This window comes from Nonomuraea sp. NPDC005650 (assembly GCF_040605375.1).
Lineage (GTDB): Bacteria > Actinomycetota > Actinomycetes > Streptosporangiales > Streptosporangiaceae > Nonomuraea.
This window is the reverse complement of sequence record NZ_JBEXCR010000032.1, coordinates 93931-118310: the sequence shown is the minus strand read 5'-3', so window position 1 is coordinate 118310 and position 24380 is coordinate 93931. Positions and strand designations below refer to the sequence as shown.

Annotated in this window: 24 protein-coding genes; 8 read left to right on the top strand and 16 right to left on the bottom strand. The window is 69.9% G+C overall.

What is annotated here, in order from left to right:
* Window positions 1-70: 70 nt before the first annotated feature.
* Both ABZS69_RS43825 and ABZS69_RS43820 read right to left on the bottom strand, forming a co-directional pair.
* The gene (locus ABZS69_RS43825; RefSeq protein WP_355383307.1) at window positions 71-718 is read right to left on the bottom strand and encodes an L-threonylcarbamoyladenylate synthase; all 648 of its coding nucleotides are present in this window, start codon (window positions 716-718) and stop codon (window positions 71-73) included.
* Window positions 719-849: 131 nt separating this feature from the next.
* On the bottom strand, window positions 850-1728 hold the full coding sequence (locus ABZS69_RS43820) for a hypothetical protein (protein ID WP_355383304.1): 879 nt from the start codon (window positions 1726-1728) through the stop codon (window positions 850-852).
* A 420-nt stretch (window positions 1729-2148) separates the two neighbouring features.
* Here ABZS69_RS43820 and ABZS69_RS43815 point away from each other — a divergent pair, with 420 nt between their 5' ends.
* The 3 genes from ABZS69_RS43815 to ABZS69_RS43805 all read left to right on the top strand — a co-directional run bounded on the left by ABZS69_RS43815 (window position 2149) and on the right by ABZS69_RS43805 (window position 4306).
* Window positions 2149-2544 carry a DoxX family protein gene (locus ABZS69_RS43815; RefSeq protein WP_355383301.1) on the top strand — a complete coding sequence of 132 codons (396 nt, stop codon included), beginning with the start codon at window positions 2149-2151 and terminating at the stop codon, window positions 2542-2544.
* Between the two features lie 281 nt (window positions 2545-2825).
* Window positions 2826-3188 (top strand): hypothetical protein, encoded by a 363-nt coding sequence (locus ABZS69_RS43810; RefSeq protein WP_355383298.1) that lies wholly within the window; start codon window positions 2826-2828, stop codon window positions 3186-3188.
* 209 nt (window positions 3189-3397) lie between these two features.
* On the top strand, window positions 3398-4306 hold the full coding sequence (locus tag ABZS69_RS43805; RefSeq protein ID WP_355383297.1) for a hypothetical protein: 909 nt from the start codon (window positions 3398-3400) through the stop codon (window positions 4304-4306).
* 37 nt (window positions 4307-4343) lie between these two features.
* Here ABZS69_RS43805 and ABZS69_RS43800 read toward each other — a convergent pair whose 3' ends face one another.
* From ABZS69_RS43800 to ABZS69_RS43775, 6 genes are all read right to left on the bottom strand, one after another.
* Window positions 4344-5069: an ABC transporter permease gene (locus ABZS69_RS43800; protein WP_355383294.1), complete on the bottom strand. Its 726-nt coding sequence runs from the start codon at window positions 5067-5069 to the stop codon at window positions 4344-4346.
* Between the two features lie 13 nt (window positions 5070-5082).
* Window positions 5083-5874: an ABC transporter permease gene (locus ABZS69_RS43795; protein ID WP_355383291.1), complete on the bottom strand. Its 792-nt coding sequence runs from the start codon at window positions 5872-5874 to the stop codon at window positions 5083-5085.
* A complete protein-coding gene (locus ABZS69_RS43790; RefSeq protein ID WP_355383288.1) occupies window positions 5871-6599 on the bottom strand; it encodes an ATP-binding cassette domain-containing protein in 729 nt (242 codons plus the stop codon). Before ABZS69_RS43790 ends, ABZS69_RS43795 begins: the two co-directional genes overlap by 4 nt.
* Window positions 6600-6660: 61 nt before the next feature.
* Complete coding sequence (locus tag ABZS69_RS43785; RefSeq protein ID WP_355383285.1) at window positions 6661-7338, bottom strand: response regulator transcription factor; 678 nt, start codon at window positions 7336-7338, stop codon at window positions 6661-6663.
* Window positions 7331-8464, bottom strand: coding sequence for a sensor histidine kinase (locus ABZS69_RS43780; protein ID WP_355383283.1), 1134 nt, complete (start codon window positions 8462-8464; stop codon window positions 7331-7333). The genes ABZS69_RS43785 and ABZS69_RS43780 overlap by 8 nt, the downstream gene beginning before the upstream one ends.
* Before the next feature lie 75 nt (window positions 8465-8539).
* The gene (locus ABZS69_RS43775; protein ID WP_355383280.1) at window positions 8540-8917 is read right to left on the bottom strand and encodes a Dabb family protein; all 378 of its coding nucleotides are present in this window, start codon (window positions 8915-8917) and stop codon (window positions 8540-8542) included.
* A gap of 311 nt (window positions 8918-9228) precedes the next feature.
* Here ABZS69_RS43775 and ABZS69_RS43770 point away from each other — a divergent pair, with 311 nt between their 5' ends.
* Window positions 9229-9927, top strand: a complete 699-nt coding sequence (locus tag ABZS69_RS43770) for a DUF2306 domain-containing protein (RefSeq protein WP_355383277.1) — start codon at window positions 9229-9231, stop codon at window positions 9925-9927.
* Here the strand turns inward: ABZS69_RS43770 and ABZS69_RS43765 are convergent.
* Window positions 9913-10554 carry a TetR/AcrR family transcriptional regulator gene (locus ABZS69_RS43765; protein ID WP_355383274.1) on the bottom strand — a complete coding sequence of 214 codons (642 nt, stop codon included), beginning with the start codon at window positions 10552-10554 and terminating at the stop codon, window positions 9913-9915. The two genes, ABZS69_RS43770 and ABZS69_RS43765, sit on opposite strands and share 15 nt — an antisense overlap.
* 92 nt (window positions 10555-10646) lie before the next feature.
* Between ABZS69_RS43765 and ABZS69_RS43760 the strand changes: the two genes are divergently transcribed.
* Window positions 10647-11564, top strand: coding sequence for an AraC family transcriptional regulator (locus ABZS69_RS43760; protein WP_355383271.1), 918 nt, complete (start codon window positions 10647-10649; stop codon window positions 11562-11564).
* Window positions 11565-11596: 32 nt separating this feature from the next.
* Complete coding sequence (locus tag ABZS69_RS43755) at window positions 11597-12631, top strand: medium chain dehydrogenase/reductase family protein (protein ID WP_355383268.1); 1035 nt, start codon at window positions 11597-11599, stop codon at window positions 12629-12631.
* 15 nt (window positions 12632-12646) lie between these two features.
* On the opposite strand, the gene ABZS69_RS43750 is transcribed toward ABZS69_RS43755, so the two are convergent.
* From ABZS69_RS43750 to ABZS69_RS43735, 4 genes are all read right to left on the bottom strand, one after another.
* A complete protein-coding gene (locus tag ABZS69_RS43750; protein ID WP_355383265.1) occupies window positions 12647-15358 on the bottom strand; it encodes an AAA family ATPase in 2712 nt (903 codons plus the stop codon).
* 74 nt (window positions 15359-15432) lie between these two features.
* The gene (locus ABZS69_RS43745; protein ID WP_355383262.1) at window positions 15433-16662 is read right to left on the bottom strand and encodes a DUF6596 domain-containing protein; all 1230 of its coding nucleotides are present in this window, start codon (window positions 16660-16662) and stop codon (window positions 15433-15435) included.
* Window positions 16659-16982 carry a YciI family protein gene (locus ABZS69_RS43740; RefSeq protein ID WP_355383259.1) on the bottom strand — a complete coding sequence of 108 codons (324 nt, stop codon included), beginning with the start codon at window positions 16980-16982 and terminating at the stop codon, window positions 16659-16661. The genes ABZS69_RS43745 and ABZS69_RS43740 overlap by 4 nt, the downstream gene beginning before the upstream one ends.
* Before the next feature lie 53 nt (window positions 16983-17035).
* Window positions 17036-17614: a dihydrofolate reductase family protein gene (locus ABZS69_RS43735; protein WP_355383256.1), complete on the bottom strand. Its 579-nt coding sequence runs from the start codon at window positions 17612-17614 to the stop codon at window positions 17036-17038.
* Window positions 17615-17743: 129 nt separating this feature from the next.
* Between ABZS69_RS43735 and ABZS69_RS43730 the strand changes: the two genes are divergently transcribed.
* On the top strand, window positions 17744-18697 hold the full coding sequence (locus ABZS69_RS43730; RefSeq protein ID WP_355383253.1) for an endonuclease/exonuclease/phosphatase family protein: 954 nt from the start codon (window positions 17744-17746) through the stop codon (window positions 18695-18697).
* A gap of 304 nt (window positions 18698-19001) precedes the next feature.
* Window positions 19002-21602: a rifamycin-inactivating phosphotransferase gene (rph, locus tag ABZS69_RS43725; RefSeq protein ID WP_355383250.1), complete on the top strand. Its 2601-nt coding sequence runs from the start codon at window positions 19002-19004 to the stop codon at window positions 21600-21602.
* Here rph and ABZS69_RS43720 read toward each other — a convergent pair whose 3' ends face one another.
* From ABZS69_RS43720 to ABZS69_RS43710, 3 genes are read right to left on the bottom strand one after another with little or no spacing between them, the layout of a single operon-like run.
* Complete coding sequence (locus ABZS69_RS43720; RefSeq protein WP_355383247.1) at window positions 21603-22484, bottom strand: ABC transporter substrate-binding protein; 882 nt, start codon at window positions 22482-22484, stop codon at window positions 21603-21605.
* Window positions 22481-23584 carry an LLM class flavin-dependent oxidoreductase gene (locus tag ABZS69_RS43715; RefSeq protein ID WP_355383244.1) on the bottom strand — a complete coding sequence of 368 codons (1104 nt, stop codon included), beginning with the start codon at window positions 23582-23584 and terminating at the stop codon, window positions 22481-22483. The genes ABZS69_RS43720 and ABZS69_RS43715 overlap by 4 nt, the downstream gene beginning before the upstream one ends.
* Window positions 23574-24353 carry an LLM class flavin-dependent oxidoreductase gene (locus tag ABZS69_RS43710; RefSeq protein WP_355383241.1) on the bottom strand — a complete coding sequence of 260 codons (780 nt, stop codon included), beginning with the start codon at window positions 24351-24353 and terminating at the stop codon, window positions 23574-23576. Before ABZS69_RS43710 ends, ABZS69_RS43715 begins: the two co-directional genes overlap by 11 nt.
* Between the last annotated feature and the right edge of the window lie 27 nt (window positions 24354-24380).

Below are 24380 nucleotides of genomic sequence, written 5' to 3'. Positions count from 1 at the left end.
CCGGTACGTCGGCGCTGCAGCTGTGCGGAAGATCCGTGGTCACCGGCTCCGTAACGGCGGTCGGCGTCGCCTATTCGAACAGGGACGTGTCTCCCGTGCCCCGCCGGAGAATCTCGGGCTCCTCCTGCGAGAAGTCGACGACGGTCGTCGGAGTGGCGCCGCATTCGCCGGAGTCGATGACCGCGTCCACCACGTGGTCGAGCCGCTCCTTGATTTCCCAGCCCTGCGTCGAAGGTTCGGTCTCGTCAGGCAGCAGCAGGGTGCTGGACACCAGCGGCTCGCCGAGCTCGGCCAGCAGCGCCTGGGTGACGACGTGATCAGGGATGCGGACGCCGACCGTCTTCTTCCGGGGATGCAGCAGCCGCCGCGGCACCTCCTTGGTCGCGGGCAGAATGAACGTGTAACCGCCGGGAGTCGCCGCCTTGACCTGGCGGAACAGCGCATTGCTCAGGTGTACGAACTGCCCGAATTGGGCGAAGTCTCGGCATACCAGGGTGAAGTGGTGGTCGCTGCCAAGGCCGCGGATCTCCCTGATCCGGTCGAGGCCCTCCTTGTTGCCCGGTCGGCATCCGAGGGCATAGCACGAGTCGGTGGGGTAGGCGATGAGTCCGTCCGCCCGCAGGATCTCGGCGATCTGGCTGATCAGGCGAGGCTGGGGATTGTCCGGATGAAGATCGAAGTATCTGGCCACGCCTCGGATCTTAGGGTCAGGCGTCATGGCATGACAGGCGACCCCCGGGCGGTGCGGTCTCGCCCTCGCTGAGTCCGCACCGCAGGCTCCTGATTTCGTGTCAGTCGGCGACCTCGCCGGTGACCTCGAGTGGACCCACGCCATCCGCCTGCTCGCTCTTACCAGGTGAGGTCGCTCTTGTAGAAGACGGTCGCCCGGAACTGGTCAGGAGTTCCGCTGATCTTGCTGGAGAAGCCGAACGCGAGGCGCGGGCCGTCCGACGATCGCCAGATCGCCATTCCCTGAGGTTCGCGACCGGGCAGCGACTCGCCCGCTCTCGTCCGGTACACCTCCTCGACCGAACCCCCGGTCTTGTTCATGTCGAGACGGACCAGGTAGGACGGCTTGGCCGGGTCCGTGGGCTTCGCGGGCGGACCACCGTAGGAGAGGTACGCGTACTGGCCGTACGAGGTCACGCCCTGGAAGAGGTCGGAGTCGGAGAGCCCGAGCTGGGCGTTGGTCGGGAGGGCGCGCTTGGCGAGGACGGGAGTGGTGTCGCTGATGCCCTTGTCGATGACGGCGGGGAGGTCGAACAGCGCGAGGCGCCACGGGCTCGTCGTCCCCATGTACCGGACGAGCAGCCGGTTGGTGTAGGGATCGATCGACGGTCTCGGACAGTCCAGGAAATCGGAGAGCCCGATCGGGAATTTCCGGACCCCCGCGTCCGTGGCGTAGTCGAGCTGGGCCCCGTCGCTGTACTTGATGCGGCAGATCGTGTGGCTGTTCGGGGCTGTGTCGGGGGACAAGCTCCTCCAGTCGCCCGCGAGCCACACATACGGAGATCCGGACGTGTCCGGCTGGATCGCCATCGACGAACCGTGGTCGAACCCGTGGAGCGCCATGGCGCCCAGCACCTTGCCGGTCAGGTCGGTCCTGGTCATCCAGAGGTCGCCGTTCGTGCTCCCGACCTTGGACTGCGCGAAGTAGATGTGCTCGTGGACGTGGTCGACGGCGAAGGACTGCATCGCCCAGTAAGGCTGGTGAAGTACGGCCCGCACAACGGGATCGTCGCCGTCCCCTTCGAAGACGAAACGCTGCGATGTTGCGACGGTCGCGGACGCCGATTCAGCCGCGAACAAGGAAAGGCCGCCGCCGGCGGCTGCCACTGCTATCCCTGTACCGGTTCGAAGGAGCGTGCGACGACTTACGGCAGATGCTTCCCCGAGGTGGATATTTTCGCGCAAGTGCATCACCCTGCCGGTCATTCGGCTGATTGGTTGATCACGATCAACGTAGCAATCGGACCGATGGGTGTCGATAAGATCGCCAGGAGCATGTCAACCGCAGTGCGCCGAACGTGTTCGTGACGGTGAGGCAGGCCAGGCGAGGCATCGGCGACCGCGACTGCACCTAGGTACACCCCTGCCGGGCACCTGGATCGATTCTCCCTGGTCGCGCCGGCCCCTAGCGTCTGCGTCATGACAACCCCCACCACCGGCCGCCGCGCGGCCAACGTCGCCTTGTGGGCGCTCCAGGTCGTCGTAGCAGGCTTCTTCGTGATGTCGGCCGTGAGCAAGTTCGCGAACGCCGAGCCCTCCGCCTCCACGTTCGAGGCGATCGGATGGGGCGACTGGTTCCGCTACTTCGTGGGCGTGCTGGAGGTGGCGGGGGCGGTGGCGCTGTTCGTCCCGCGGCTGGCGGGAGTGGCCGGGCTGGCGTTCGCGGGCCTGGCGGTGTGCGCGACGCTGACCGAGGTGTTCGTGTCGGGCGGGAGCGTGGTGCTGCCGCTGGTCCTGCTCGCGCTCTGCGCCGTGATCGCCTGGGGGCGCAGGGAGAGTACGGCGCGGCTGTGGGCACAGGTCGCCGGCGCATGACGAACCAGGCACGGCGGATACGACTCGACGGCCTGATCCGTTTGGCGACGTGCGAAACCGCAGACCAGCGCCACGAGTGAGTTGTGGCACCGGACAACCCCGCGGTGCGGGCGCTCCCGAACACAGATACGCATGGACACAATGAGTGACAGCGCAGATACTCATCGTGTCAGCCCCTTTTTGCCCCCTGCAATCAGGCCACCACCGTCAGCGTGCATTCGCCGGCGTGCCGCGCGCTGCCCGGAGTCGTGGCTGTCAGGGGACAGGACAGAAGGAGAACGATGCAGTCGAAGTGGTTCCTGGCCCTCCCCCTCACCGTCCTCACGGCGGGGGCGTGCCTGATGACAACCGCCGTCGCCAGCCAGGCGTCCGCACCGGTCACGGCGGCCGCCCGCCTATCGGCTCTGCCACCCGGCTACCAACTCGTCACCCTGCCCAACGCCAACGTCCCCAACTTCCAGCGCCGCACGCTTTTCTGTCCCGGCAACAAGAAGGTCCTCGGCGGCGGCGCCGAGGCTCGCGGCAACAGGGCGATCCTGGTCGGGTCGTTCCCCACCGATGACGGCCGCGGCTGGATCGGCATCGGCCGCCAGGACGGCTACAACGACGTCGGCATCAGCGTCTTCGCCATCTGCGCCGACTGACCTCCGGCTCACCCGGCCCCGGCCGTCCGTCGGCCGGGGCCGGCCCATGGTGCGCCGCGCATGAGATGGTCAAGCGAGGGCCTGCCCGTGCAGGTCGGCTGCCGGGTGCCGCAGGTGTCGGAGCCGGGCTACAACGCCTGGCGCGGCCGGCTCGCCGCACCCTCCGCCGAGCTGGCAACATTCCTAAAGTTTCCGGCATCTCATGATGCATGAGATTTCGTACGGCTCTGGGGGCACTTATCCTGACCCCCGTCACGCTGATCGCACAGCCTGCTGAGGCTGCCACGCGGGCCACGATCGCGTACGCGCAGCTGAAGCAGACCTGGGAACTGGTGCTCACCGACGGAGACGTGGTCGAGGTGCCGGAGGCGCTGGCCAAGGCGCCCGCCGACGCGGTCAATTCCGGTTCTCGGGCGCCGTTCCTGGTGAGCGGAGACGGGCGGCATTTCTTCTATTTCCGGAAATCAGATGAGCGGTTTGTCGAGCGCACTCTGAACAGCAAGGAAAGGGTCGTATCGCGGAACCTCACGGCGTACTCGATCAACGAGGAGTGGCCGTTGGTGTCGGACGACGGCAGCTATGTGATCACGATGACCTCGGGCCCGGGGGTGGGGGTCTTCGCGGACCTGCGGAAAGGCAAGGAACTGCCGCCTCCGGGAAAGACGGACGCGTGGGGTTTCGGCGGATTCAGCCCGGACGGCAAGCGACTGCTGCTGGAAGGGGAACGGGTGGTGGTGTTCGACCGAGGGCTGCGTACCCGGACCCGGCTCAAGACGAGGCTGTCACCGGCCGCACTGGCGAACGACTACGTCACCGCGGCGGTGCCGGTCGGCACCTACCCCAAGTACCGCCAGCTCCGCCTGCTCAACCTGCGTACCGGCCGCGCGGGCAGCACGGTGACCGTACGGCTGCCGCGCGGGCAGTACATCGACGACCTGGACTTCGACCGGGCCGGACACGTGATCGTGCGATCGAGGACCAAGACGGGGGTGGCGATCTACCGGGTCTCGAAGGCGACCGGCAAGACGACACTGCTGCGGCGAGTCGCCAGACCTGCCGCGGCGGTCTGGGTGCTCCCGGGGGACAGCGCGTACGAGCCGTGGACGGAGCAGAAATGACGTGAGGGGCGCGCTCTGTTCGGCTGTCCCTGGCGGGTCACGCATCGCGCTTGACGAAAGAGGCCACAGCGATGGCGAGCGCGAGCGCCGGCCACGCGGTAAGGACAGCCGCGCCTTGGGCAGACGTAAGACCTTCCAGCGGCGCCGGCCCTATCGTGTACATGCGCATCCCGGCCTGGCTGGGCAGGTAGCCGGCCAGCGAGGTGACGCCCGCCAGGAGTGGCGGTACGACCAGTACGAGTGACAGCATGGTGACCAGGGCCGCGATCAGGTTGCGGATCAGGGCGGCGACGGCGTAGCCGAGCAGGCCGATCAGCACGAGGTAGGAGCCCGCGCCGAACAGCGCTCCGGTGTGCTCGCCGCTCCAGCGCATGCCCGGCGTTAGCAGGGCCCCGACCAGGGGCGCGGCGATGGTCAGCGACGCGGCCGGCAGCGCCGTCACCACGTAGGCGGCCGCCTTCGCGGTCATGAGCAGCGTGCGGCCTGGAACGGCGGCCAAGGTGGTGCGAATCTGGCTGCCGGCGTACTCGGTGGCGACGGTCAGGATACCGAGCAGGATGTGCCCGATCTGCCCGTACTCGACGACCCGCAGCGCGGCCTCGGCGGCCGAGGCGGAGCCGCCGAGGTGTTCTCGCCCCGCGGCGAACGCGATGGCGAGCACGGTCGTGCCGAGCACGGTCGCGGCGACGGTGATCAGTGTGGCGGGCAGGGTGCGGAGCTTGAGGAGTTCCGCTGCGATGGTGTTCCAGAGGTCGTTGGTCACCGTGGCGGTCCTCTCAGGCGTCCCGCCGGGCGAACACCCGCGCGGCGACGGCGAGCAGCGCGGCGGCCCAGGCGGTCATGACGAGGCCGCCGGGAAGCGGTTCGAGCATGCCTTCCGTACGCTGGAACACCCCGATCATCTGGGCCCCGGCCACATCGGGCAGGTAGTTGGCCAGCGGGGTGAGCCTGGTCAGCAGAAAGGTGACCGACACCAGCGTGGTGTTCGCGACGAACATGATCAACGGCAGGATGCCGCTGCGGGTCAGGACGGTGACGGCGAAGGCGATCAATGCGATCAGCACCCAGTACGCGACGCCGCCCGCGGCCCGCCAGCCGAGCGCTGCCACCACCTCACCCGGCGAGTTGCCGTGCGGGCCGAGCAGGGTCTGCGACAGCGCGATGGTGGCGGGGATCGTGACGGCGGCGAACCCGCCGGTGACCATGATCAGCACGATCGTCTTCGCCGCGAGCAGCATGCCGCGTCGCGGCGTGCACGTCAGACTCGCCAGGATCTGCCGGCCGCCACCGGGGTCCTTGCTGTTGGGCGTGTACTCGCTGCTGATGATGACGACGCCGAGCACGATCGTGGCGACGGTGCCTATCGGGATGAGGTTGAAACCGATGTCCATCGTGGTGTTGTAGGCCAGCGCACCGGGGTCGCCGCTGTCGAGCCTGCTCCGCATGCGGTCGGCGGCCATGGCGGCGAATCCGAGTGTGGACGCGGCGCCCAGCACGAGCGACAGCAGCGCCGAAGGGAGGGTGAGGAGCTTTCTCAATTCACCGGCGACGGCATGGGCGAGGGTCATGACCCGCTCCACGCGTCGCGAGCGGGGTGGGCAGGAGTGGTCAGGGCGAAGAACGCCTCCTCCAGCGAGGCGTGCCCGGCGGTGACCTCTGCGAGCGGGCCGTGCGTGACGATCCTGCCTGCGCTGATGACCACCAGGTCGTCGGCGGTTTCCGCCATCTCGCTCATGAGGTGGCTGGAGACCAGCACCGTACCCCCGGTCTTGGCGTGATCTTTCAGCAATCGCCTGATCCAACGGATGCCGTCCGGGTCGAGGCCGTTGACCGGCTCATCGAGGACCAGCACCTCAGGTTCGCCGAGCAGGGCCGCCGCCACGCCGAGTCGCTGTCCCATGCCGAGCGAGAAGGTGCCGACCCTCTTGCCGGCGACCTCCGCCAGCCCGGTCTGCTCCAGTACCTCGCGCACCCGGGTCTTCGCAATGCCGTTGCTGCGAGCCACCCAGGTCAGGTGGGCGCGCGCGGTTCTGGACCGGTGCGCGCCGCTCCCCTCGAGCAGCGACCCGACCGTGCGCAGCGGGTCGCGGAGTTTCCGGTACGGCGTGCCGCCGATCAGCGCGCTGCCAGAATCGGCGCGGTCCATGCCGAGCAAGATGCGCAGAGTGGACGACTTTCCGGCGCCGTTGGGGCCGAGGAACCCGGTCACGCGACCTGGGGCGGCGGTGAAACCGGCGTCGTCCACGGCGAGCCTCGCGCCGTGGCGTTTGGTGAGTCCGACTATCTCGATCATGGTGCTCAGCGTTCCAAGAGCGCGGCGGCAGGCGCATCGGCCAAAGGTTGACACTCGGCCGTCAGGCGAGGGTGTCCACGTAGCCGGACTCGTAGGCGAGGATCACGAGCTGGGTTCGGTCCCGCACGCCGAGCTTCAGGAACAGCCGGCTGAGGTAGGTCTTGACCGTGGCCCGGCTGAGGAACAGCGCGGCGGCGATCTCCTCGTTCGACATCCCCTGCACGATGGCCGCCACGACCTCTCGCTCCCGCTCGGTCAGCGCGCCGAAGGGGGACGGCCCCGGCCGCGGCCGGCTCCTGCTCCGGGCATAGTCCACGATCATGCGCCTGGTCACCTCTGGGGCGAGCATGGCGTTGCCGTCGTGGACGGTCCGGACGGCCTTCAGGATGTCCTCCGGCACGGCGTTCTTCAGCAGGAACCCCGAGGCGCCCGCGCGCAGCGCCTCGTAGACGTACTCGTCGAGGTCGAACGTCGTCAAGATGATGACTTTGGTCGCCGGTTGCCGTTCGCAGATGGCGCGGGTCGCCACCAGGCCGTCCATGACCGGCATGCGAACGTCCATGAGAACGATGTCGGGCAGCAGCCGTCCGGCCCACTCGACCGCCTCCCGCCCGTCGGACACGGCACCGGCGGCGGCCAACCCCGGGTCGCTGTCGACGAGTTCGCGCAGCGACGTCCGAAGCAGGTCGTCGTCTTCGGCGATCAGCACTTTGATACGCCCGGCCAAGCTCTCACCCATCGGCCACCACCTCTCGCGCAGGGACGGTCGCGCGCAGCTCGAATCCGCCGCCGGACCTCGGCCCCGCGGAGAAGTGGCCGCCGAGCAGCTCCACCCGCTCCCGCAGGCCGGTCAGGCCATACCCGGTTTCACCCGACGGCGTCCGCACGCCACTGCCTTCATCCGCGATGGAGACCAGGACCTGGCCGGCCCGGCCACGCACGGTCACGGCACAGCGCGCCCCGGGAGCGTGCCGGACCACGTTCGTCAGCCCTTCCTGTACGACGCGGTACACGGCCAGGCCGATGCCCGGAGACAGAGCGTCGACACCCGTGACAGCCATGCTCACCGCGACGCCCCCGGCCCTCGCGCGCTCGGCCAGGGCGGGCAGATCCCCGACGCCGCGCTGAGGGCGACGCTCGGCGCCCTCCTCGCCTGCGCGAACCGCTGCCAACGTGGTGCGCAGTTCGTCGAGCGCCTGGCGACTGGTCGCCTCGATCCGCTCCAGCCTGTCCCTCAGCCGGCCGGGGTCGTCCGCACGCACGCGTACCGCGATCCCGGCCGTCATCGCGATGGTGCCCAGCGAGTGCGAGACGATGTCATGGAGCTCCCGTACCACGCGCAGCCGCTCGGCCACCACCGACGCCTGCCGCTCCGCTCGCGACGCGTGCTCCGCCTCCAGAACCGCCCGGCGCGTCGTCCCGCCCAGTACCCACGCCCCTGCCAGCGCGAGCAGGCTCAGTACGGCGTGCCGCAACGCCCTGCCTTCGCCGTCCGCGCTGCCCAGCAGCGCGATCGCCACGACGACCAGGCCGATCGACACCTTCACGACGGACAACGATCTGGGCGTGGCGCGGGCGACCGCCACGGGGTAGAGCGTCCACGCGACGGCGACGAACGGATCGCCGGTCAATCTCAGGGCGAGGCCCACGACTGTGACCGCGGTGGCGATGCCGAACGCCACGAGCGGCCACCGCGAGGTCAGCAGCAGGCCGCCGACCAACAGCGTGACCAGCCCCCAGGACACGTGAGCCCCGAACGGACTGTCCAACGGCAGCCAGAACGCCAGCACACACACCACGGCGGCGGTGGCGTCCAGTCCGACAGAGCCCAACCCCCGGCGGGATCCGGACCGGCGCTCGATCATCCACCCACCCTAAGACTCGGAAGGGTGTAGCTCGTCCTCAGTGGTGCGACCGGGGCGTGGACCGCCTCGTGAGCACTACGGCAGCGTGCCCAGCAGCGCGGCCAGTTCGGGGTCGCTTTCGTACCGACGCCGGTGCAGGTCGGCGATCTTCGCCCCCAGCTGCGGGTCGACATCGTCGGTGATGTCGTACGACTCATACTTCTCGACCAGCGGCATACCGATCCGGTCGGTGCGCGCGTGCGCCGGATGGGTCAGGTACTCCCAGTAGCCGTCGAGGTCCTCGATGACGAACACGCCGCCCCAGTCGAAATCGCCTCCGTAGTCGCGGCCGACGACGAACGACTTCACCGCCGCGATGACCCGGCCCTGGTTGCGCATGCTCTCCAGCGCCTCCTCGACCTGCTCCTGCGTCACGCCCGTCCTGGCCTTCATGCGGATGCTGTGGTAGATCATCGTGCTCCTCTTCGTCGATGGTGAACGTATGCCGCCGGCGGTCGTGAGCTGACTATGAACTGACTGGTTTCCCGTCGCATCGGCAGGAGTTGCCTATTCGACGGCAACGGCGCGTAGGCAAAGAGCAGGCCACTCGGCCGACCGCAATTCAAGCTCGCTGTTCCGCAATCTCCCGCATCGACTTCATGGTCCGCCTGCGCCTACGGTTGCCGCTTGATCGGCATCGCTTGTGGCGAGGCGAAGGCCCGCTGCCGCCGACTTCGCGCATTGCGCCCTTTCCTTCTCGTTCCCGCGCAAGTATTGGAGTTCGCGTGTCCGCAACGACCATGTCACGGGCCGTTCGCCGCCGCTGGTGGTGGACCCTGTGGAGTCTTCTCACCACGCTGGCGATCGGCATCGCGGCGTACTTCGTTCCGCCGTACCTGGTCGGAAGCACGAACATTCCGAATCTCGACATGAGCATCCCCGGCTACTACACGAGCCTCCTGATCCATGGGGTGCCGGCCGGCCTGGCGCTCGTCATCGGGCCGTGGCAGTTCGTGCCGCGGTTGCGGGCCCGTTTCCCCCGGGCGCATCGCATAGCGGGGCGGGTGTACCTGATCTCGGTCCTGGCCGCCGCGCTGGCGGCGCTCTACTCCGCCGCGGTGACGCCGAGCGGCTTCACGCTGCAGGTCGCGTTCTTCGGGCTGGTCGTGGTGTGGTTGTACACGGCCGCCAAGGCGTATCTGGCGATCCGGCGCCGCGAGGTGCAGTTGCACCGGATCTGGATGGTCCGCAACTACGCGTTCACGTTCGCCGCTGTGACTCTGCGGCTCTACCAGCTGGCCATGCTGCCGCTGCTGGATGTCATACCGTCACTGGAGTACAGCTCTGTCTACGAGTCGGCCGCGTGGCTGTCCCTGCTGGGCAACGTGCTGGTCGCGGAGTACTTCATCGTTCAGCGCACGCTGGCACCGCTGGCGCGGCGGCAGGTATCGGAACAACCGGCCGAGGCTCTAGTGCACCAGTGAATCGACTTCGTCGGCGTACAGCAGCGCGACGTCGATGCCCATGCCGGTGAAGTGGCCGGCGAGTTCGAGGGACAGCACGCCGTGCAGCCGGGTCCAGAACGTCATGGCCTGGCGCAGGACGGCCGCCGGCGCCGTGGGATCGGGCGACCAGTGCCGGTGGCTGTCGAGGTGAGCGGCAAAGGGGGTTTCCGGCGACGGGATCTCCGTCTTGCGGTGAGCGGCGATCAGCACGGACATGATCTCCTGCGACATCGCGACGGTGTCGGCGGGCGCCTGATACCCGGGCACGGGGGTGCCGTAGATCAGCAGGTACCGGTGGGGATCGCTCAGGGCCCACGCGCGTATGACGTGAGCCAGCGCGGCGACGTCGGCGCCGGAGTCGTACGCCTCGCGAACGGCGTCGGCGAGACTGCGGTAGGCGTCCCTGATGAGCGCCGTGATCAGATCGTCGCGACTGGCGAAGTACCGGTAGAGGGCCGGACCGCTCATGCCCAGGTGCTTGGCGATCGCCTTGAGGGACAACGCCGACACGCCCGTGGTGGCGATCTGCTGCCAGGCGTGCTGCTTGATCTCGGCCTGCACCTGCGCCCGATAGCGCTCGCGCGGGCTCATCGCATCGCTGTCCATGGGGCAGCCTCTCCGGTTCTCGTACGCCACCTCGAGTTAGAGGCTATCACCATCGCAATTGACGAAAACAACGGGATAGTTATAGGGTGTAATTGAAGTTAGTCAGCGTAACGCCATGGTTGTGCGTACGCCGCCCGTCACCAGTACCGGAGAAGCTGATGCAGAGGGAATCGCGCTTCGACATGGGCGGTTACGCCGACCTGGACCTGGACAGGTCCGTCCGCCGATCGTTGTGCAGCTGGGAACGGCCCGGATGGCGCTCGCTGCTCGTCCAGAAGTTCGAGTACCTGGAGGCCGCCGGTGAAATGGTCATGCCGGCCGCGGCTGCCACGCACCTGTGGCTCATCACCGCCGGCGTCGGACAACTGCACGTCGACACCGGCGAAGGCTGGCGGACCACGCCCATCACGCCGGGCGAGGTCGGCATGGCCACACCGGGCGTACCGACCCGCCTGCGGTACGAGACCACGGCGTCGATGCAGTCGATCCACGTCCATCTCCCCGCCGGTGTGGCCGGCCGGGCGGCTACCGAGCTCGGTGGGCCGGCACTGCAGGCCCGGAATCCAGAGCTGATCGGCGCGGTGCTCAGGTCGCTGGCCGCTGCCACCGCGGCGGGTGCGGATGAGCTCTATGCCGATGCGGCCGCGCGGTTTCTGGTGGCACATCTGGCGATCCGCTCGCCGGACCGGACGAGGCGTGAGGACGTCCGAGTGCGGAAGGCCATCGCGTACATGCGTGATCGGTTGAGTGAGCCGGTGCGTCTGGCGGAACTGGCCGAGGAGGTGCGGCTGAGCCCGTATCACTTCCTGCGGGTGTTCAAGCAGGCGACGGGAGAGACCCCCGGCCGGTACCTCACCCGGCTGCGGATCGCGCACGCGACGCACCTTCTGGAGAGGGGAATGACGCTGAGCCAGGTGGCTCCGCGTTGTGGTTTCAGCAGTCCGGGGCACCTGTCGTCGGCGTTCCTGCGGGTAACCGGTGAACGGCCTTCGGCGGTGCTGGCCAAGTAGCACGTGACAGCGAATTCACTGAGGAGCTTTCGATGACCGGCACAGCCCTTGAGATCGTCATGCCCGGCAAGGTCGACCCGGACGGGTTGCAGATCCGCACCCGGCCGCTGCCGGCGCCGGCCTCCGGCAACATCCTGCTGCGGATGGAGGCGACCGGCGTCTCGTTCGCCGAGCAGCAGATGCGCCGTGGCAGGTATTACGACCAGCCGCGGTTCCCCTTCGTGCCCGGCTACGACGTGGTCGGCACGGCGGTCGCGGCCGGCCCCGGCGTGGACCCCACGATGATCGGCAGGCGGTACGCCGCCGTGACCAAGATCGGTGCCTGGGCCAGCCACGTCCAGGTGGACGCCGCCGACCTGGTACCCGTGCCGGACGGCCTGGACGCGGCCGAGGTGGAGACCGTCGTCGTCAACGGGATCACCGCCTGGCAGATGCTGCACCGGATGGCCAAGGTTCGGCGCGGCGGGACGATCGTGGTCCTCGGTGCCAACGGCGGCGTCGGCACGACGCTGGTGCAGCTGGCCCGGCACGCCGGGATCACGGTGATCGGCACCGCGTCGGCACCTCATCACGAGACGGTGCAGAGGCTGGGCGCCACCCCGGTCGACTACCGCGACCCCGGCATGTACGACCGGATCCGGCGGCTCGCCCCGGACGGCGTGGACGCGGTGTTCGACCACGTCGGCGGCACCGGGCTGCGGCAGTCGTGGCAGTTGCTGCGCCGCGGCGGAACCCTGGTGTCGTACGGGACCGCGGCCACCAAGAACGACGAGGGCAATGCCCGGCTCCCAATCCTCAAGTCGTACTTCCGGCTGATGCTCTGGAACTACCTCCCCACCGGCCGCAACGCCTGCTTCTACGACTTCTGGGCCGGGCGGCGGCACGCGGAGACCTTCCGCGCCCGCCTGCGCGACGACCTCACCGAGGTGCTGCGGCTGCTGGCCGACGGCACTCTCGCCCCGCAGATCGCCGCGACGCTCCCGCTCTCCGCCGCCGCGGCGGCGCTGGCCCTCGCCGAGTCACGAACCGTGACCGGCAAGGTCGTCCTCGTGCCCGACGCCCGATAACGGTTCACAGCAGTCTCACCGGTCGTCGGGTCTGTCCTGGACGACGAGGTCGGGGTGATCCTTGAGCTGCCTGCGTGAGTTGATGCCGAGCTTGCGGAAGATGTTGCGCAGGTGGGCGTCCACGGTGCGTTTGCTGATGTAGAGCTGGACGGCGACCTCGTTCGAGGTGGCGCCGGAGGCCACGAGGCGGGCGACGGCGACCTCGTGCATGGTCAGCTTCCCGTACGTTTGCTCTGACCAGGTCTGGACCTTCTCGCCGGTGGCGCGCAGCTCGTCGGCGGCCCGCCGGGCGAAGCCCTCCGCTCCGGCCCTGGACAGCAGCTCGTGGGCGGTGCGCAGGTGCTCGCGGCAGTCACGCCGCCGGCCTTCGCGCCGCAGCCATTCCCCGTACAGGAGCTGCGCCCGGCCCAGGTAGGGGAGCAGCGGGCCCTCGGCGAGCAGGTCGACGGCCTCCCGATAGTGATCCTCGACGCCGGTCACCAGCCCTCGTGAGTAGGCCGCGACTCCCCGGCCGGCGATGGTTCCGGCCGCCTGCGTGCGCTCGGTGAGGGAGTCCAGTGCCTGCGCCGCGGTGATGTGGTCGTCGCAGCGGACCGCGGCTTCGATCAGTTCCGGCAGAGCCGCCCCGGTGAGGAACAGATCACCGTGCTCGGTGGCCTTGCGGGCCGCGGCCAGCGCGGCCGGGTAGTCGGCCAGCCCGTTGTGGAGCATGGCGGTCGTCCAGTGCAGGTTCGTGACCTGTCCCGGCCCTCCGGTGGTCGGCGCCGCGGTGGCCGCCTCGAACAGCTCGAGAGCCTCGTCGCGGCGGCCGCGCAGCGCGGCGAGATGCAGCCGGTGGTGGAGCAGCGGCGCCGCGCCGGTCGCGTCGGCGATCGCCGCCTCCTCCGCGGTGGTGGCGATCGCCTGCCCGATGTCGCCGATCAGGATGGCCTCGACCGCCTTCTGCGCGAGGCCGAGCCTGAGCAGCAGCGGCGAGCCTGACGCGCGGCCCGCCTTCACCAGCCATGCGGCGATGGCGGCCAAGGTGTCCGGGTCCCACAGCTCGACGGCGATCATCGTGGCGAGCGCGGGACGGCGCGTCCAGAACGGCTCGCCGATGCCGTAGAGGGCGTGGCGAAGCAGCGGAACCGCGGCCTCGTACCCGTCGGCGGCCAGCACGATCAAGGCGTCAAGGGCGTCCGGCGAGCTCGGTGCCGGCGCCCCGGACCGGGCCGCGGTGAGGACCCGGTCGATGACGACACCGCCGCGGCCGACGGACAGGCTCATCTCGACGGCGTCGAGGAAACAGTCACGTGCCCGATCCGGATCCAGACTCGCCAGCCGTTGGGCGGCGCGCACCATCAGCATCGGCCCGGAGCCGTCGTCGTGCTGGGTGAAGGCGATCCGGCCCCGCAGCAAGTCGACGTCAGCATGCTGGAACTCGTCCAGCGTGACGGTCCCGAGCAGCGCGAGCAGGTCCGCCGCCCTGCCGGACGCCCCCGCGTCGAAGCCGGCCTGGGCGGCGCGCAGAGTTCGTACGATCCGGCGTTCCGGATCCAGCGACAGCGCCACGGAGCGCTCGAGAAAGGCTGCCGCGGCTGCCACGCCCCCGCGTGCCTGGGCACGCGTCGCGCACCGCTCCAGCTCGTCGGCGACGTCGTCGTCGGGGCCGGGACTGGCTTGGGCACGGTGCCAGGCCTGGCGGTCCGGCGCCATGGTCGGGTCGGTGACCGCCGCCAGCGCCTCGTGCACCGTGCGGCGTTCGCCGGCGTCGGCGGCGCGGTAGACCGCCGAACGTGCCAGCGGGTGGCAGAAGCGGACGCGGGTACCGAACTCGACCAGTCCCGTCGCGTCCGCCTCCGCGCCGGCCGAGGTCACATCGAGGTTCAGCCGGCGCGCGGCCGGCCAGAGCAGACCGGGATCGCCGGTCGGGTCGGCACTCGCCGCGATCAGCAGCAGCCGGGCCTCGGCGGACAGACCGGCCAGCCGGGCCTGGTAGCCGTACTCGATCCGGGTCGGCACCGAGGACCCGTCAGGCGGGACGAAGCCACCGGCGCGGGGCAGCTCCAGCAGCGCCAACGGGTTCCCTTGGGCCTCGGCGACGAGCCGGTCCCGGACCTGATCATCGAGGGGGAACGGGCTTCGCGTCGTCAGCAGAACCTTGGCGTCCTCGTCGCTCAGACCGCGGACGGCCAGCTGCGGCAGCTCGCCGAATCCGTTCGCCGCGTACGTCGGCCGCACCGCGAAGATCATCGCTGCGGGGTCGGCGGCGACCCGGCGGGCGAGGAAGACCATCGCCCTCGCCGACGCGGTATCGACCCACTGCGCGTCATCGATCAGGCACAACAGGGGCCGCTCCCGGGCCGCCGCCGTCACCAGTCCCAGGGCCGCCAGACCGATCTGGAACGGGTCGGGTGTGCCCTCGGCCAGCCCGAAGGCCACCCGCAGGGCGTCGCGATGCCGGTTCGGCAGCTCGACGAGGTGCTTCAGCATCGGCACACACAGTTGGTGCAGCGCGGAGTACGGCAGTTCCTGCTCGAACTCCGACCCGGACGTCCGGACCACCCGGAACCCGGGCGCCGCATTCCGGGCGTATTCCAGCAGGGCACTCTTGCCGATGCCCGCCTCGCCCTCCAGCACCAGCGCGCCGCCCTGTCCCGTACGAGCGGCGCCGGTCAGTTCGTCGACGCGTTGCTGTAACTCGTGCCTGCCGACGAGCACCTCGGTTGTGAGCGCAGGAGTCCGCATAACAGGAACCGTAGGTGATCGCCGCTTACCGGGTACGGGCTTCCCCAGGAGTGCGATCAACGTTCCAGTGGGCGTTATCGCAGTTGGTCGCGGCGGCGGGTCAGGGCGGCGGTCTCGGCGGTGTTGCCCGCCAGGTCGATGGCTTTGTCGTAGGCCGCGCGCGACTCCCGGCCGCGGCCCAGACGGCGCAGCAGGTCGGCGCGGGTGGCGTGGTAGGCGTGATAGCCGGCCAGCCTGGGCTCAAGGCGGTCGACGGCCGCCAGTGCCACCTCCGGGCCGTCGAGTTCGGCGACCGCGATGGCCCGGTTGAGGGCGATGATCGGCGAGGGGTCGAGGCGGACGAGCTGGTCGTACAGGGCGAGGATCTGCGACCAGTCGGTGTCGCGCATGTCGCGGGCGGAGGTGTGCACGGCGTTGATCGCCGCGAGGATCTGGTAGCGACCCGGAGCCACCCCGGCGGCGAGGCGCTCGCGCACCAGCCGGTGACCCTCGGCGATCAGCGCCGCGTCCCAGGCCCCGCGGTCCTGCTCGTCGAGTGCGACCAGTTCGCCGCCGGCCGAGACCCGGGCGGGGCGGCGGGCCTCGATGAGCAGCATCAGCGCCAGCAGCCCGGCCGCCTCGCCGTCGTCCGGCAGGAGGACCCGGATCAGGCGGGTGAGCCGGATCGCCTCGGCGGTCAGGCCGGGACGTACGGGATCGGTGTCGGGGCCGGTGGCCAGGTAGCCCTCGTTGAAGACGAGGAACAGGACGGCCAGGACGCCGGAGACGCGTGCCGGGAGATCCTCCGCCGAAGGCACCCGATAGGGGATGCGCGCCGCCTTGATCTTGGCCTTCGCGCGGGTGATCCGCTGCCCCATGGCGCTCTCGGCCACCAGGAAGGCGCGGGCGATCTCGGGCATGGTCAGGCCGGCGACCATGCGCAGCGTCAGCGCCACCCGGGTCTCCATCGCCAGCGCCGGGTGACAGCAGGTGAAGATCAGCCGGAGCCGGTCGTCGTCGATGGCGCCGAGAGGCTCGGGCGGGTCGTCGTAGGACATCTGAGCCTTCCTGTGCTTGTCGTCGCGCTTGTTCTCGCGCCGGATCCGGTCGATGGCCTGGCGGTTGGCGGTGGTGGTCAGCCAGGCACCCGGGTTGGGGGGCACGCCGTCGGCCGGCCACCGCTGGACGGCGGTCGCGAACGCCTCGGCCGCCGCCTCCTCGGCGATGTCGAGGTCACCGAAGCGCCTGGTCAGGGAGGCGACCACCCGGGCCCACTCCTCATGGTGGGCCTGGGTGATCGCCTCACGGACGTCGATCCCGTTCACAGGAACGGCCGCACCTCGATCTTCCGGTTGCAGGCCCTCGACCCTTCGGTGGCGAGCCTGAGCGCCACGTCGAGGTCGGCTGCCTCGATGATCCAGAAGCCGGCGAGGTACTCCTTGGACTCCAGAAAGGGCCCGTCGGTGACCATCGCCTCCCCACCCCGGTTGTCGATGACGGTGGCCGTGTCGGGCGAGGCGAGGCCGCCGGCGAAGACCCAGTGGCCATCGGCCTGGAGCCGGTCGTTGAACACGTCGATCGCCGCGTCCTCGTCGGGGGTGGCGAGGCCGGGCTGGTCGTGGATCACGGAAATCAGATACTGCATCTGAGGATCATCTCCTGTGGTGTCAAGACAGTGTGGCGTGCCGGTCGGGGACTTCAGGTCGTCGCGTACTGCGGGCGCCCGGCCGGCCGGTAGACCTGGATCGACACGCCCTTGGCGTCGACGCGCGACTCGACCAGGTCGAGCGCGAGATCCGGGCCGGCGTCCGGGAACAACCGCGCGCCCTGGCCGAGGATCACCGGGATCACGATCAAGGTCAGCTCGTCGACCAGATCGTTCTCCAGCAGCCACCGGGTCAGGGTGCCACTGCCGTGCACCTGCAGCTCACCCCCTGGCTTGGCCTTCAGGTCCGCGATGGCCCTCGCAAGGTCGTCGGACAGGACGGTGGTGCCCGGCCACGCCGGATCGGCGAGTGTGGTCGATGCCACGTACTTGGGCCGGGTGTTCAGCGCCCGCAGGACGGGCTCCCAGTCAGGGACATCCTGGACCGTCCAGGACCCCCACGAGCCGGCGAACAGCTCGTAGGTACGCCGGCCGAGCAGGAACGCGTCGGCGCGGTGGTAGGTCTGCTTGATGAACGTCATGGTCTCGTCGTCGCCCTTCCCCAGGGCCCATCCGCCGCGCTCGAATCCGTTCCTGCGGTCCTCATCCGACGCGCCGCCGTTTCCCTGCATCACTCCATGAACTTTCCGGGACGCCCAACAACCCGACCCCAGCGCGGACGAGCTCTTGGAGCAGGTCGATCACGAAGATCCCTTGGATGACAGATGCCGCGACAGGAGAGATGGTGCACATTTGCTCACATGAAGATTGTTTTGTGGCGAGGCGCCTCGCGACGGCTTTGGGCGGTCATGGCGACGGCCGTCACCATCGCCGTGACGACGATGACGCCGTCCCACGCCCAGCTGAGCACGGCCACGACGTACCAGATCTGGCACTGGAACATGGCCGGCCACAGCCAGCATCTCGGCTCTACGACCAACGGCATCATCCAGGCGATCGGCGGCTCGATCAGCGGTCGCAACCCCGACTTCGTGTCGGTCAACGAGATGTGCCACAACCAGTACGGCGCGTTGATCGACTACCTGCAGGGGATCGGCTGGCCGCAGAATCCGCTGAACTTCGCCCGTTACGAGCGGATGACCCCGGCCGACGACGCAAGATACTGCGCCGGTACCGGCTACGGTGTCGCGATCTTCAGCCGCTTCGCCCTCGGCCCCACCGAGCGGTTCACACTTCCGCAGGCCGCCGAGGACAAGCAGCGCAAGCTGCTGTGCGCGCCCGTCGCGGCCCGGCCGCACCTGCGGTTCTGCACCACCCACCTCACCTACGTCGAGGACTCCCAGGCGGCGCAGCTCGGCTATGTGCACGACGTCATCGAGCGATACCGCGCCCAGGGCGACACGGTGCTGATCGCCGGGGACTTCAACCTCCAGCCGCACAGCCCCCTGCTCGACAGCTGGTACTCGTCCACGGCCAACACGGTGAACAACGCCGGTAACCACGGCCGGTATCGCGAGCTAGACGATGAGGACCCGATCTGCCCCGGCTGGGGAGAGCAGACCACGGAGAGCAACACCCCGGGCGCGTGCGGTCAGCCGGGCAAGGTGGACCTCGTGTTCGCCGAGGCCGGCAAGCTCACCGGCTACCGGGAGGACTCCCAGCCGATCGGGCACATCTGCGGCGCCAACCGCGACAAAGCCTGCTCCGACCACCGAATCGTCAACGCTTTCGCCTCGGTGACGGTGACGGAATAGCTCGCAAGCGGAGGAACCGGAGCGCGTTTCGCGCGGAGACCCAAGGAAAGGCGAGAAGATCCCTCTCCTCTCCTAACCTATAGCGCACCGGGGGGCTTGCGGCAAGACCCGGGTCGTAGCGCAGAATCGTCCGCCGAAGCCACAACCTGCGGGGGTGGGCACCGCGTGACTGGCCGGAGGGGCCGGGCGACGCGTCAGGGGGAAGGCGACGAGGGATGAGGACGTGCTCGACAAGTGTCTCGACAGAGCTGGAGGCGCCGGTGATTCGACCGGCCAGTGCCGTACGACGGAGCAAGGTGTCGCGATGATCGAGCAGTATGTGCTGGGCCTCCAAGAGGTCGACGAGACGCAGGTCGCGGCCGTTGGGGGCAAGGGCGCGCACCTGGGCGGGCTGTCGCGGATCGAAGGCGTCCGCGTGCCGGCCGGCTTCTGTGTGACGACGGACGCCTTCCGGCGGATCCTGGCGGAAGCGTCGTCGATCGGCGATCGGCTCGATCAGCTGTCGCGCCTGAACCCGGATGACCGGGAGGCGATCCGCACGCTCAGCGCGGAGATCCGGCGGACCATCGAGGAGATCGCCATCCCGGATGAGCTGGCGGCGGCGATCACCGGCGCGCTCGCCCAGCTCGGCGAGCAGGCCGCCTACGCCGTGCGATCCAGCGCGACGGCAGAGGACCTGCCGACGGCCTCCTTCGCCGGCCAGCAGGACACGTACCTGAACGTCGTGGGGCCGGCGGCGATCCTCCAGCACGTCAGCCGGTGCTGGGCCTCGCTGTTCACCGAGCGGGCCGTGACCTATCGCCGGCGCAACGGCTTCGACCACCGGAAGGTCCACATGGCCGTGGTCGTGCAGCAGATGGTCTTCCCGGATGCGGCCGGCATCGTGTTCACCGCCGACCCCGTCACGGGCAACCGGAAGGTCGCCACCGTGGACGCCGGCTTCGGCCTCGGCGAGGCCCTGGTCTCCGGCCTGGTGAACCCGGACGTCTACAAGGTGCGAGACGGCGAGGTCGTCAGCAAGGCGGTCGCCGCCAAGAAGCGGGCCGTCCACGCCGAGCCGGGAGGCGGGACGCGGGTACTGCCGATCGACCCGCGGCGGCAGGAGCTGCCGGCGCTGACGGATACGCAGGTCGTGCGGCTCGTGCGGCTCGGGCGGCGGATCGAGGCGCACTACGGCCGCCCGCAGGACATCGAATGGTGCCTGGTGGATGATGGCTTCCAGATCGTGCAGAGCCGGCCGATCACCACGCTGTTCCCCATCCCCGCGGCCCGCGACCGGGACAACCACGTCTACCTCTCCGTCGGCCATCAGCAGATGATGACCGACGCCATGAAGCCGCTGGGGCTCTCCACGTGGCAGCTGACGGCCATGGCACCGATGCACGAGGCCGGCGGGAGGCTGTTCGTGGACGCCACCCGGCGCCTGACCTCGCCCGCGAGCCGCGCCGCCTTCCTGGAGCTGGCGGGGAGGTCCGACCCGCTGATGAGGGACGCGCTGGAGACGCTCCTCGACCGCGGCGACTTCGTCCCGTCGCTCCCGGACGAGGGTCCCGCAGGGCCGCCGGTCGGCGGCGCGTCCGCCCCGATCGAGACCGATCCGGCCATCGTCACCGGGCTGATCGAGCGCAGCCAGGACTCCCTCGCCGCCCTGCGGCGCGACATCCGGGCGAAGACCGGGCCGGCGCTGTTCGACTTCCTGCTGGAGGCCTTCCAGGAGCACAAGCGGGTCCTCAGCGATCCGCTGAGCATTCAGGCGATCATGGCGGGGATGGAGGCCACCTGGTGGCTCAACGACCGGCTGCGCGAGTGGCTGGGCGAGAAGAACGCGGCCGACACCCTCACGTTGTCCGCCCCCGGGAACGTCACGTCGGAGATGGGACTGGCGCTGCTCGACGTCGCCGACGTGATCCGCCCGCATCCGGAGGTGGTGGCGTTCCTGCAGGGCGTCGAGGACGACGGCTTCCTGGACGAGCTGCCGAAGCTCGCGGGCGGGGCCGAAGCGCGCGACGCCATCGAGGTCTACCTCGACCGGTACGGCATGCGCTGCGTCGGCGAGATCGACATCACCAGGCCGCGCTGGCGCGAACGCCCCACCACGCTGGTGCCCGTGATCCTCGACAACGTCAGGAACTTCGAGCCGGGCGCCGCCAGGCGGCGCTTCGAGCAAGGACGGCAGGAGGCGGAGAAGAAGGCGCAGGAGGTGCTCGAACGCCTGCGGGCCCTGCCGGACGGGGAGCACAAGGCCGGCGAGACCAAGCGGATGATCGACCGGGTCCGGACCTTCATCGGCTACCGGGAATATCCGAAATATGGCATCATCAGCCGCTATTTCGTCTACAAGCAGGCCCTGCTGGAGGAGGCCGAGCGCCTCGTGCGGGTCGGCGTGCTTCCTGAGAAGGAGGACAGCTTCTACCTCACGTTCCAGGAGCTCCACGACGCCGCGCGCACCAACCGGGTGGATGACCGGCTCATCCGGCAGCGCAAGGACGCGTTCCGGTCGTACCAGGCGCTCACGCCACCGCGGGTGCTCACGTCGGACGGCGAGGCCATCACCGGGGCGTACCGGCGCGACGACGTGCCGGCCGGTGCCCTCGTCGGCCTGCCGGTCTCCGCCGGGACCGTCGAGGGGAGGGCCCGCGTCATCCTCGACATGGCGGAGGCCGACCTGGAGGCGGGCGACATCCTGGTCACGGCCTACACCGACCCCAGCTGGTCGCCCCTGTTCGTCGCGATCGCGGGCCTGGTGACGGAGGTGGGCGGCCTGATGACCCACGGCGCGGTGATCGCCCGGGAGTACGGCTTGCCGGCCGTCGTGGGCGTGGAGCGGGCCACCCGGCTGATCCGGGACGGGCAGCGGATCCGCGTGCACGGAACCGACGGGTACGTCGAGATCCTCAGCGGCTGATCAATCGGTCCGCAGGACGATTTCCCCGATCTCGGGAAGTACGGCGTCCGCCACGGTGATCTTCCGCTGGATCAGCCCGTTGGCGTGGAACAGGTCGGCGGCGTGCTGTTGCTCGGCGACGAACTCCTCGCTCACCGGGTGCAGCCCCCACGGCCGGGTGCGCAGGGCGTGCTCCCACGCGTCGAGGTCGCCGTCGAACAGGGCGGCCGCCTCGCGCGGGTGCTCCTCGGTCCACCGGTCGGCCCGCCGCAGCGCGGCGACGATCCTGGCCAGTTCCTCGGGTTGCTCCCGCGCGAAGTCGCGGCGGGTGAACCACAGCGAGCGGTGGCTGAACAGCCCGTCCGTCTCCACGAGGGTCCTGGTGCGCGACTCGACCGGCGTCAGGTGCGGATAGGAGCCCACCCAGGCGTCCACGTCGCCGTTGACCAGCAGTTCGGCCGCGTTGCCGTAGGCGTCGACGGGGACGATGTCACCCCAGCCGAGCCCGGCCCGCTCCAGCGCCAGCAACAGCAAGGTGGTCTGCCACGAGCCGTGGCCGAGCGCGACCCTCTTGCCCTTCAGCTCCTCCACCGAGCCGATCGGCGAGTCTTCCAGGACCACCAGGCGGCCGTTCTCCACGCGGGGCCCGGAGATCGCCACGTACACGATGTCGTGCCCCTTGGCCTGGGCGGTGACCGGGGGAGTGGAGCCGGTGCCGATGAAGTCGTACCCGCCGTCGAACAGGTGGTCGCCGTGCGCGGACGGCAGGGCCCTGGTGGGATCGACCCGTTCGCCCCGGCCCAGGGAGTTCAGGTCCACCCATTCCACGCCGGGCAGCAGGTCGCGGTGGCGGGCCACCCACAGCGTGTTGTTCTGAGGGAAGAAGCCGACTCGGGTGGTCATGAGGTACGTCCTTTCAGCAGCGGCAATACGTGGCGGCCCACGCGGCGGGCCTCTTCGAGATGGGGGACCCCGGCCAGGATGAAGGCGTCCACGCCGAGGTCGAGGAGCTGGTCGAGGCGTTCGGCGACCTGGTGGTAGTCGCCGACCAGGCCGAAGGCGGGCCCGTCGCGCAACTGGTCGAACCCGCCCCACACGTTGGGTGCGACCTCCAGGGCGCGGTGGTCGTCGCCGGCCCCGGCGAGGAAGGAGCGGCTGCGCCGCACGCCGACCGAGTCGCCCCGCCCGCTGCCGCCGTCCCCGGCGGCGCGGGCCTGCCAGCCCTGCCGGATCTCCTCCCACGCCTCCTCCTCGCTCTCGCGGGCGAGCAGGTCCACGCGTACGGCGAACCGGGGCGGGGTGTCGCTGTGCGCGCGCACGGCGCCGAACTTCTCCGCCAGCGCCTCGAACGGCTCCAGCCACGACAGGTAGTAGTCGGCGTGCCGCCCGGCGGCGGCGATGGCGGCGGGGGAGGAGCCGGAGAAGAAGATCTCCGGGAACGGCTGCCCGGCCAGCTCCTCCGGCAGTCCCGCGTCCTCCACCTGGTAGAAGCGGCCGTGATGGGTGTGCCCGCCCTGCCAGACGCCCTTGAGCACGTCGAGGAACTCCGAGGTTCGCGCGTAGCGGTCGTCGTGGTCCACCTTGTCGCCCCACCAGAGCTGCGCGGGACCGCCGCCGCCGGAGATGACGTTGTAGACGATCCGGCCGCCGGTCGCCCGCTGGAGCGTGGCCGTCATCCGGGCCGCCTGCACCGGGTGCAGGAAGCCGGGCTGGAAGGCCACCATGAAGCGGTACGACGTGGTCTCGCGGGCCAGCGTCGCGGCGGCGGCCCACGGGTCGTCGGTGTGCGGGAAGTTCGGCAGCAGCCCGCCGACGAAGCCGGACTCCTCGGCCGCCCGCGCGACCTCGGCCATGTAGTCGGCGTGCGTGTAGCCGTCGTCCCGGCCGTCCCTGGTGCCGGGGGCGGTGCCGCCGGGCGCGAAACCGCCCCGGCTGCGAACCCTGCGACGCAGCGAGGGCTGGTCGCCCTCCATGTGGATGCGCCAGTAGATGTCAACCGGCATGAGCCCGCTCCTTCACGTGCTCGCCGAGGCGGTAGACGTCCTCGGTCTGGAGGAAGAACTCGGTGACGCCCCGCGCGGCGTACTCGTCCACCTGATGGAGTGAGGTCAGGTGGACGCCGTAGCGCACGCCGGGCAGTTCGGGGACGAGGGCGTCCAGGTCGTCGCCCGCGGCGAAGACGTGCACGTCCGCGTGCCGCCGCGACAGGGCGAGGGCCTCGGGGGAGGTGCCGGACAGGTGCACCTCGGGGAAGGGCGGCGCCGACAGCGGCGGGCCGAAGCCGCCCCCGGCGACCTCGTAGAAGTCGCCGCGGAAGTCGAACGAGCCACCCCAGACGCCCTTGGCGACGGTCAGGAACTCCTCTGCGCGGGCGTGGCGGCCGGCGCCGGTCAGGAAGTCGCCCTGCGCCCTGGCCACGGCCGGGTCCAGGTCGATCGCGAGCCGCCAGCTCAGCCGGCCGGCGGCGAAGCGCTGCAGTGAGGCCGAGAGCTTGGCCGCGTAGACAGGCGTGGCGACGGCGGCGTGGAACTCGGCGACCACGCGCAGGTGGCGGGTGCGGCGCAGGACGCCGGCGGCGACGGTCAGGGATTCCTGCCCGCCGGGGTCGAACGGCACCAGCGCCCCCGCCAGCCCGGCCAGGTCCGCCGCCACGGCGGCCCGCCCGGCCTGGTCGGCCAGGGCGGGCCGCACGTCGGTGACGAACGCGGGCAGCTCCGGCGCCGCGGTGCTCCTGGTGGGGAGGACGACGTGGAACCGGGCCTGGGTCACCATGCCACCGCCGAAGGACTGCCGGAGCTG

Excerpts from the sequence above, each read along its gene's own strand:
- ABZS69_RS43825 (WP_355383307.1), bottom strand. The coding sequence starts at position 718 with ATGACGCCTGACCCTAAGATCCGAGGCGTGGCCAGATACTTCGATCTT.
- ABZS69_RS43815 (WP_355383301.1), top strand. The coding sequence starts at position 2,149 with ATGACAACCCCCACCACCGGCCGCCGCGCGGCCAACGTCGCCTTGTGG.
- ABZS69_RS43810 (WP_355383298.1), top strand. The coding sequence starts at position 2,826 with ATGCAGTCGAAGTGGTTCCTGGCCCTCCCCCTCACCGTCCTCACGGCG.
- ABZS69_RS43805 (WP_355383297.1), top strand. The coding sequence starts at position 3,398 with ATGAGATTTCGTACGGCTCTGGGGGCACTTATCCTGACCCCCGTCACG.
- ABZS69_RS43795 (WP_355383291.1), bottom strand. The coding sequence starts at position 5,874 with ATGACCCTCGCCCATGCCGTCGCCGGTGAATTGAGAAAGCTCCTCACC.
- ABZS69_RS43790 (WP_355383288.1), bottom strand. The coding sequence starts at position 6,599 with ATGATCGAGATAGTCGGACTCACCAAACGCCACGGCGCGAGGCTCGCC.
- ABZS69_RS43785 (WP_355383285.1), bottom strand. The coding sequence starts at position 7,338 with ATGGGTGAGAGCTTGGCCGGGCGTATCAAAGTGCTGATCGCCGAAGAC.
- ABZS69_RS43780 (WP_355383283.1), bottom strand. The coding sequence starts at position 8,464 with ATGATCGAGCGCCGGTCCGGATCCCGCCGGGGGTTGGGCTCTGTCGGA.
- ABZS69_RS43775 (WP_355383280.1), bottom strand. The coding sequence starts at position 8,917 with ATGATCTACCACAGCATCCGCATGAAGGCCAGGACGGGCGTGACGCAG.
- ABZS69_RS43765 (WP_355383274.1), bottom strand. The coding sequence starts at position 10,554 with ATGGACAGCGATGCGATGAGCCCGCGCGAGCGCTATCGGGCGCAGGTG.
- ABZS69_RS43755 (WP_355383268.1), top strand. The coding sequence starts at position 11,597 with ATGACCGGCACAGCCCTTGAGATCGTCATGCCCGGCAAGGTCGACCCG.
- ABZS69_RS43750 (WP_355383265.1), bottom strand. The coding sequence starts at position 15,358 with ATGCGGACTCCTGCGCTCACAACCGAGGTGCTCGTCGGCAGGCACGAG.
- ABZS69_RS43740 (WP_355383259.1), bottom strand. The coding sequence starts at position 16,982 with ATGCAGTATCTGATTTCCGTGATCCACGACCAGCCCGGCCTCGCCACC.
- ABZS69_RS43735 (WP_355383256.1), bottom strand. The coding sequence starts at position 17,614 with ATGCAGGGAAACGGCGGCGCGTCGGATGAGGACCGCAGGAACGGATTC.
- ABZS69_RS43730 (WP_355383253.1), top strand. The coding sequence starts at position 17,744 with ATGAAGATTGTTTTGTGGCGAGGCGCCTCGCGACGGCTTTGGGCGGTC.
- rph (WP_355383250.1), top strand. The coding sequence starts at position 19,002 with ATGATCGAGCAGTATGTGCTGGGCCTCCAAGAGGTCGACGAGACGCAG.
- ABZS69_RS43720 (WP_355383247.1), bottom strand. The coding sequence starts at position 22,484 with ATGACCACCCGAGTCGGCTTCTTCCCTCAGAACAACACGCTGTGGGTG.
- ABZS69_RS43715 (WP_355383244.1), bottom strand. The coding sequence starts at position 23,584 with ATGCCGGTTGACATCTACTGGCGCATCCACATGGAGGGCGACCAGCCC.
- ABZS69_RS43710 (WP_355383241.1), bottom strand. The coding sequence starts at position 24,353 with ATGGTGACCCAGGCCCGGTTCCACGTCGTCCTCCCCACCAGGAGCACC.